The organism is Streptomyces sp. NPDC005303 (genome assembly GCF_040607335.1).
Classification (GTDB): Bacteria; Actinomycetota; Actinomycetes; order Streptomycetales; family Streptomycetaceae; genus Streptomyces.
In genome coordinates, this window is sequence record NZ_JBEXGM010000056.1 from 21427 (window position 1) to 27426 (window position 6000).

The window sequence follows — 6000 nt, forward strand, 5'->3', positions numbered from 1 at the left end:
CGGCAGCGCCGGGGCTCTCCGGCGGACACCCCGATAGAGCGGAAGGCCTGCGGGAGCGGGCGTGAAAGCCGCGCGCCATGGCATGTGCCGCGACACGCGGCAGGGTGGCGCAGCGGCCTGCGGCGGGTCACACGGATCGTGACGCCGACCCGCCCCGGCACGCATGCGGAGGCGGAACTCAGGACAGGCTCGCGAGCCGGTGGTCGATCTCATCGGCGGTGGCGTGACCGCGGGCCAGCGGGACGACCCGTTCGCCGTCGATGGCGAGCAGGGGGCCTGGCCGCGCTGCGCGGGTCCGCTCCCGAACGTGCGGTGGAGCTGGCCATCGACCTCCAGACGGCCTTCTACGTCGACGGGCGCACGGGCGGCGGCCTCGGAGTCCATCACGAACGAGCCGTCGGCGATCAGCCGCTCGTAGCCCTCGCCGAAGTCGGCGCCGGTCAGCTCCGCGATCTGGGCGTTGGCGCCCTGGACGTAGCCGAACTCACGGATCGGGACCCGGCGGCCGCCGGTGAACAGGCCGCCGGAGACGACCTCGACCGGCAGTTCGGGGTGGCGGGAGACGACCTCGCGCAGCGTCGATATTTCTCGACCCTTGCGACATGGCCAGATCAGGGCAGCCGGGGCAGAACGTCCCTGGCCGTGTGACTGAGGATCCGGAGATTTTCCGCGAACCGCTCCCGGTCCGCTGCCGGCAGTGGTGTCACGAAGTACCGCTCGATGTTCTCCAGATGGACGCGGGACGCCCGTACGGCCGTCTCCTCGCCCAGCGGGGTCAGGCGCACCAGACGCCCGCGCCGGTCGTCGGGATCCTCCGCCCGCTCGACCAGCCCCGCCGCCTCCATCCGGTCCACCAGCCGGGTGGCGCCCCCCGTGGTCAGCACCTGTTCCTGGGCAATGGCTCTCATCGACAGCCCCGGCTCACCCGCGCGCCCGAGGATCAGCAGCACCTCGAAGACGAGGTGACTGATACCGCACTCCGCCTCGAGCGCCCGGCCGAGGATGTACTCCAGCCGGTTGGCCGCCCCCTGCAGCCGCCCGAACGCCACAATGAGCTTGTGGTCGGCGGCTTCCTTCGCCGTCCTGATCTCCGCTTCCTCACCCACGTCCGCGCCCCCCTCTGGTCGTCCCGGTACCACCGTACCGATCATGCAGAGCACGGGCGGGCGGGTATCGGCAGCGTCCGGACCGCAGAGGGCTGCGCGGCACCACTCCCCCGGTCATCCGGTTCGAGGTCAGCGCCTGAATATGAACTCGGCCTTGTCACGGTCAGTGGCGTGCAGGTCCCAGTAGACAGGGGAGATCTGATCAGCCGTGGCCTTCGGCTGCCCGTAGAAGGTGGGGGCGGCGATCGTCACGTCGAGGGCGACATGGGCCGCCTGTATGCCGGTGCCGGCCAGCTCCTTGCGCAGATTGATCGCCCAATTACGCAGGGCCGCCGAAGCGGTGCTGACATTGGCCGCCTTCGGGACGTGGACGACCGAGCCCGCGCCGGTGGTGTAGAGCAGGGTGCCCGCTCCGGACTCCCGCATGGCGGGCAGCACCGCATTCGTGGCGGCGATCGCCCCGTAGAACTGGAACTCCATCTCGCGCTGAACGTGGGACGGGTCCGTCTCGCTCGGACTCGTCAACGTGCCGCCGCCGTTCGCCGAAGCCGGGGAGTACTCCAGGACGTCGATCCCGCCGAACTCGTCGGCAGCCCCCTTCAGCGCCTGGACGAGGGCATCACGTTCGAGCACGTCTGCGGGAAACGCGGCGGCGTTGACGCCGTCTGCGGCGAGCGTGCCGACGAGACGCTCGAGCCTCTCCCGATCACGGGCGATCAGAGCGACATCGAAGCCGCGTGAGCCGAAGGTGCGAGCGATGGCCAGGCCCAGCCGGGGTCCAGCTCCAACGATGGTGACAGTGGGCACGATGATCCTTTCACAACAGCCTCACAGGCAACGGAGTGCGGCGACAGCATCAGCGGCCTTGCCGACACGTCGGCGCCGAGCGCCGCCGCGAGCCCACCGAAACGATTCGGATAGGGCGCTCCAGATAGCCGTCGCCACTGTACCAAGCAAAACGGAAAGGGCAATCCGATTGCTGGCCGACCCCGGCGTCCGCCCATGCGCCGCACTCGCGCCCCTTGGAGCCGTAGTCGCCGTCGGCGGCGTTCCAGGCGTGGGACGTGTTGACCGATATTCATCCGGAGTCGTCGGAGCCGGCGTCTGCGCTGCCCCCTGACGGTGAAGCACCGGTGGAGGCCGTGGGCGCACCCTCCCCCGCGGCTTCTCGATCTCCTCCTGGGACCGCCCGATCCAGTTCCAGAACCATTGCATCGGCCGACATTTCCGCAGGTCAGAGGCATGTGAGTCCAACAAAGTCAGCAAAAGTCAGCATCGGAGCACTCAACCGGGGAGACACGATTGCGGGGATGACGCCCGCAGCACTCAACTGGAGCGGGCCCTGCGTTCCGCTGCCTCCTGCTACCGTCCACCGCCACATCAAGCCTCTCGACCAGCACGTGCAGCAGGTCGAGTACGGCCGAGTGCGAGCCAACACGGTTCCTGTGCCTATGGGTTGAGACGTCCGACACCTTCCCCAACGGCATCCGAGCCCTGCGTATGGTTCATCCGCCCCAGGGATGCCGTGTGTGGCTGTCACCTGAGCCCACGACGAGGTGATCGACGGCAGCGGCCGGCGGCCGCCGTAACAACGCGTCGCCAACGACGAACCCGAACTCCTCCAACCGATGAGATGCTGGGCGCAAGATGACCGCGTGAATGACTGGATGCGTGCTCGGAACGGTTGGACGATCCTTCTGATCTTCTGGGGAGCCACGCTGACCGGCGGGCTCCTCGGGGAAGCGATGTCGCTGCTGGTCTTCGAGCACCACCCCGCGGCATCTGCCACCTCTAACCTGCCTTGGGTAGTGGGCGGCTCTCTGTTTGTGGCCCTCAGCGGCACCGTCGGAGTTCTGCGGCGGCAGAAAGGCTGACAAGCACCGGCAATGCCGGTTCCAGCAGTCGGAGATGCGAACAAGGCCACGCGAGTTGGTGTTGCCTTGACACTCAAACTGGCCCGTGGCCCGCCCGTCCTTGTCTCAGCCGGCCTTCACTGGCGACAGCACGACAAACGAGCCCCCAATACTGGTCGACATATCGACAGTAACCAGCCGAAGTCAGCAGAGCGCCGTGGCTCTCAGTCAGCGATCACGGGCCGGAGAAAAGGAAAGCATTCCTGGACTATCACTTACTAAGCACTCAGTAAGTGTGCTTTCCTGCTCTCGATCCGCTCGCTTCGCGCAGTGCCGCGGCGCGGAAGGGCGAGCATGAGCCGCCTGCCCTTCCTGACGGCACCGAGCTCCGTGGCCGCATCCGCGGCCTGGGTCTCCTGTCATCACCAACGCCTCCGGCACCAGCGGGGATCGATCGGTGTCATCAAGTGGAACGCGGCCGAGAACCCACGCCGGCGGCCTGTGCATCGACGCCGCCGACGGCGCTATGGGCAACGGCACCCCATCCTGCAGGCAGCCTCCGCGACCGGCAGCACCAACCAGCAGGACCGTTCGGAGTCACCGAGAGCGCCTAACCGGCCGCGCCCCACAGTGGCAGCACCAACGAGCAATGGAAGCCCGTTCAGAGCACCGGCATCGCCCCGCAGGGACGGGCGCATCGGTTGTGACAGGAGGGAACACCGTTGTTACGCATGAGACGCACCCCCGCAGTGCCGGCCTTGGCTGCGGCGCTGGCCGCCGGGTCCCTGATCGGCCTGGTCGACAGCCCGGCGCAAGCCGCTGCCGGCCCGACCGTCTCGGTGTGGGAGACCACCGCTGACCAGAGCACACTTCTCGCGGCCCAGACGTCGGCGACGTTCACCTCGGGGGCGGGAAGCGGCAGCCAGACCATCACCATCCATCCCGACACGACGTATCAGACGATGAGCGGGTTCGGGGTTTCCCTGACCGACTCGTCGGCCGACCTGATCGCGAACTCCCCGCAGCGCGAGAGCATCATGCGCAAGCTGTTCGACCCCAGCGCCGGCATCGGCCTGAGCTTCCTGCGGCAGCCGATCGGCGCCTCGGACTTCTCACTGTCCACCTACAGCTACGACGACATGCCCTCCGGGCAGGCCGATCCCACGCTGGCGAACTTCTCCATCGCCCACGACAACAACTACATCCTGCCCGTCCTCCGGCAGGCCCTGGCCCTGAACCCCGCCACCACCGTGATGGCGAGCCCCTGGAGTCCGCCGGGCTGGATGAAGAGCTCCGGGTCGATGGTCGGCGGCAGCCTCAACGCCGCGAGCTACTCCTACTTCGCGAACTATCTCGTCAAGTTCCTCCAGGCGTACGAGGCGGCCGGCGTACCGGTCTCGCTGCTCACGCCGCAGAACGAGCCGGAGTACTCCCCAGGCAACTACCCCGGCTCGACCCTGACGGCCGGTCAGCAAGCCACCCTGATCGGCAGCTACCTCGGCCCCGCCATCAAGGCCGCCGGCCTGTCCACCGAGATCGTCGCCTACGACCACAACTGGGACGACGCCGGCTACCCCCAGGCCATCCTGAGCGACTCCACCGCCGCGCCGTACGTCAGCGGCGTCGCCTGGCACTGCTACGCCGGCAGCCCCGGCGCCCAGACCACCGTCCACAACGCCCGCCCCAGCACCGACACCTACTTCACCGAGTGCTCCGGCACCCAGTCCTCCAACCCGGCCAACACCTTCTCCGACACCCTGAACTGGCAGACGGAGAACCTGATCATCGGGGCCACACGCAACTGGGCCAAGTCCGTCGTCACCTGGAACGCCGCCCTGAACCCCAGCGGCGGTCCCTCGATGAACTGCACCACCTGCACCGCCGCGGTCACCGTCGACAACTCCGCCGGCACGGCCAAGTACAACGCCGAGTACTACGTCCTCGGCCAGGCCAGCAAGTTCGTCAAGCCCGGCGCGGTCCGCATCGACTCCAACACCTTCGGCTCCGGCAACATCCAGGACGTCGCCTTCCAGAACCCCGACGGCTCACACGCCCTGATCGTGCTCAACGCCGACACCGGCAACTCCCGCACCTTCAACGTCACCGAGAACGGGCAGTCCTTCACCTACACCCTCCCCGCCAAGGCCGTCGCCACCTTCACCTGGACCCCGGGATCGACCTCCGGCGGCGACACCACTGCCCCGTCGGTTCCCTCCGGACTGACTGCGAGCGGGACGATGTCCTCCTCGACGACGCTGAACTGGGCAACCTCGACGGACAACGTGGGCGTCTCGGGCTACCAGATACTGCGCAACGGCGCGCAGATCGCCACCACCACCGAAACCTCCTACACCGACACCGGCCTGAGCCCCTCGACGAGGTACTCCTACACCGTCAAGGCGTACGACGCCGCCGGGAACGTCTCAGGCGCCTCGACCCCACTGACGGTCACCACCAGTGCCTCCGGCACCGGCGGCGGACCGATCGACACCACCAAGTGGTACACGGTCAAGAACGCCCACAGCGGCAAGTGCGTCGACGCCGCCGACGGCGCCACCGGCAACGGCACCGCGGTCCAGCAGTGGACCTGCGCGGCCGGCAACACCAACCAGCAGTGGCAGTTCCAGGCCACCGACGGCGGCTACTACAAGGTCGTCAGCCGCAACGCCACCACCGCCGCCTGGAACGTCACCGGCGGACCGACCGCCACCGGCGACGGCGCCAAGATCCAGTTGTGGTCCTACGGCGGCGGCACCAACGAGCAATGGAAGCCCGTCCAGAACACCGACGGCACCTACACCATCAACCCCCGCAACAGCACCGACGAGTGCCTGGACGTCACCGGCACTTCCACTGCTGACGGCGCCCGCCTCCAGCAGTGGACCTGCTCTGGTTCCACCAATCAGAGATACGTCCTCACCTCGCAGTAGCCCCGACGCGGTACCCCGGACGGGCCGGCCTCCGCCCGGCTGTCGGGCATCCCGGTGGGCCGAGTTCTGATGCTCGGCTGGGGGCTGGCCGCCACGGTCGGCGCCCGGGCG

General features: G+C 68.1%; 5 protein-coding genes. 3 read left to right on the forward strand and 2 right to left on the reverse strand.

Annotated elements, in window-relative coordinates:
- Positions 1 to 312: 312 nt before the first annotated feature.
- Positions 313 to 648: a hypothetical protein gene (locus tag ABZT93_RS38840; RefSeq protein WP_356113573.1), complete on the forward strand. Its 336-nt coding sequence runs from the start codon at positions 313 to 315 to the stop codon at positions 646 to 648.
- On the opposite strand, the gene ABZT93_RS38845 is transcribed toward ABZT93_RS38840, so the two are convergent.
- Positions 612 to 1106 (reverse strand): MarR family transcriptional regulator, encoded by a 495-nt coding sequence (locus tag ABZT93_RS38845; RefSeq protein WP_356113574.1) that lies wholly within the window; start codon positions 1104 to 1106, stop codon positions 612 to 614. The genes ABZT93_RS38840 and ABZT93_RS38845 overlap by 37 nt on opposite strands.
- A gap of 129 nt (positions 1107 to 1235) precedes the next feature.
- Complete coding sequence (locus ABZT93_RS38850) at positions 1236 to 1913, reverse strand: SDR family NAD(P)-dependent oxidoreductase (RefSeq protein WP_356113576.1); 678 nt, start codon at positions 1911 to 1913, stop codon at positions 1236 to 1238.
- An 848-nt stretch (positions 1914 to 2761) separates the two neighbouring features.
- Between ABZT93_RS38850 and ABZT93_RS38855 the strand changes: the two genes are divergently transcribed.
- Together ABZT93_RS38855 and ABZT93_RS38860 are read left to right on the forward strand one after the other, a co-directional pair.
- Entirely contained in the window at positions 2762 to 2980 is a 219-nt protein-coding gene (locus tag ABZT93_RS38855) for a hypothetical protein (protein ID WP_356113577.1), read from the forward strand.
- A 710-nt stretch (positions 2981 to 3690) separates the two neighbouring features.
- Entirely contained in the window at positions 3691 to 5889 is a 2199-nt protein-coding gene (locus ABZT93_RS38860; RefSeq protein ID WP_356113579.1) for an RICIN domain-containing protein, read from the forward strand.
- Positions 5890 to 6000: the final 111 nt, after the last annotated feature.

Coding starts and splice junctions, on each gene's coding strand:
- ABZT93_RS38860 (WP_356113579.1), top strand. CDS start 3,691: ATGAGACGCACCCCCGCAGTGCCGGCCTTGGCTGCGGCGCTGGCCGCC.